The 1,798-nt window shown below is 59.7% G+C and carries 3 protein-coding genes; 1 reads left to right on the top strand and 2 read right to left on the bottom strand.

The features are described 5' to 3' along the window. Positions 1 to 429: 429 nt before the first annotated feature. The gene (locus NKH35_RS31610) at positions 430 to 621 is read right to left on the bottom strand and encodes a hypothetical protein (RefSeq protein ID WP_023672259.1); all 192 of its coding nucleotides are present in this window, start codon (positions 619 to 621) and stop codon (positions 430 to 432) included. A gap of 134 nt (positions 622 to 755) precedes the next feature. After that, the gene (locus tag NKH35_RS31605; RefSeq protein ID WP_023672260.1) at positions 756 to 965 is read right to left on the bottom strand and encodes a hypothetical protein; all 210 of its coding nucleotides are present in this window, start codon (positions 963 to 965) and stop codon (positions 756 to 758) included. Between the two features lie 25 nt (positions 966 to 990). Between NKH35_RS31605 and NKH35_RS32140 the strand changes: the two genes are divergently transcribed. Then, positions 991 to 1,224 (top strand): Y4oE-related protein, encoded by a 234-nt coding sequence (locus NKH35_RS32140; RefSeq protein WP_023699541.1) that lies wholly within the window; start codon positions 991 to 993, stop codon positions 1,222 to 1,224. Positions 1,225 to 1,798: the final 574 nt, after the last annotated feature.

Genomic DNA, 1,798 nt, shown 5'->3' with positions numbered 1-1,798 from the left:
CCGTTGGGGAATGGCTAGGCTAGCGTCGCGCTCATCATTCACCTTCCGGCGTGGGGGTCTTGTTGTCAGCCCGTCGAACGCATGCACCCCCACCCCCCGGAACTTTTGCCGGGTCGCCGTCGTCGGGGGTGATGTCGAAAATTGTTGACGATGGACCGCCTAAGCCCGGCAAGCCACCTGACGCTGACTGGCCGGAGCATTTCCATGCGTGCCCCATCTGCGGCCAGCAGGTAGACCGACACGACTTCCGGCAGGTGATGTGGCACGAGCAGCCCGATCACGAGCCGCTCGATCTCAACCAATAAAAAGCCTGCCGCCCTTCCGGCCGCGCGGGCGGACGACAGAGACGTCACACCGCAAGCCTCACCAGCAATGGAACAATCGGCCATCACCGTCGCGGCCCTGAGGGTACCCAGCCGCAGGAGGGTCCTAAAGCCGCACAACCTTGTCGAGATGCAGGCGTATCCGCTGGCCTTCTGCGAAGGCCAGTGCGAACGATTCCAGGGCGAATGAGCGTGTAATTTCCTGGTCAGTTTCAATGATGCGGACGACCCATTCGCCACTGGCTCCGACCACTTCCACGCAAGGCGCGGCCTTGCAGATTGGCACCACGTTGCCCATCACGTCCTCCCTACGAAAAGCAATGGCGAGTCGACTTAAAACCGTCGTAGCCGGTAGATCAATAACAATTGCTTGTTCGGATCGGACGAACCAACCTGGATGGGCAATACGACCGGGGGCTAATGCCACTTCGGTCAGGCGAACCCTCCGGGGAACCTACCGTGAGATAACCTCTGCTTCAGGTCGTTGGCATTCAGGATGGCGGCCAGCTCTTCGGCATACTCCATGTCGGGAAGGTCGACAGATGGGTGGCCCGCTACAATAGCCGGGAGCCCGGTGAACACGTCGAATACCGTCCACGTCCCATCCGGTTCCTGCCTTTCGTCGTACCGCAGAGTTGCCATGAGGGGATCATATAGTCACCCTTAGGTGTTGGGAATATTTGGTCCACGGAGGCTCGCGATCCGGAGCGCTGATTTCGCCGCTTTGAAGATTGCCGATCTCGTCGACAGAGATCAGGCCGCTCAATCTGCGATCGAACTTTATGGGATGGAAGCACCGACCGCCGTGGCGCACTGCGCTTTGGAGGCGCATTTCGACGGTCGACCAGATGACTACCGCTTTTGGTGCGATGTCTTTCACCAACTGAGAAAACCAAACTGACGGAACTTTGCCGCAGCATCTTGTTCGGTCGCGCATGGCTAGAATAGCCGACCTTGGACCGCCTATCCCCGGCAAGCCACACCAACCGCAGGACTGTGACGATCGATTTCACGCATGCCCGATCTGCGGTCAGCAGGTCGACAAACGCGATTTCCGCCAGGTGATGTGGCACGAGCAACCAGATCACGATCCGCTTGAACTGGATCAGTGAGGCAGGAACAACTTGGCAGCCTTCAGGGCCGCGTCACACTAGGAAGGAAAGCGCGGGCCGGACCCTTTGCCGCCGGCCGGCAGCGGTAAGGCATCCTCACGAGCGCTGCGGTGGACCAACTTTTCCACTTACGCGTTGTTCCTAATGCAAATGAAAGGTCGTGTCCCATCAGGTGGGTGTAGCTCGGCGGTAGCGAAGCCGCTCACGAGCGCGCCGTTAGTAGCGCTGTAGCCAGCGAGCGGGGTGTGGGTGGTCATCGGCGCTTTCCGGTAGGGTTTGGTTGTTGACGCCAACCCATTTCGGAAGGACCACCGATGACCGACGACATGATGAACCTGCGCACGCTCGTGGAGAAGACCCCGG

The sequence above is a fragment of the Mesorhizobium sp. M1143 genome (genome assembly GCF_040318435.1).
In the GTDB taxonomy this organism is placed as follows: domain Bacteria; phylum Pseudomonadota; class Alphaproteobacteria; order Rhizobiales; family Rhizobiaceae; genus Mesorhizobium.
The sequence above is the reverse complement of the archived record's forward strand: the minus strand, read 5'-3'. Positions and strand labels throughout refer to the sequence as shown.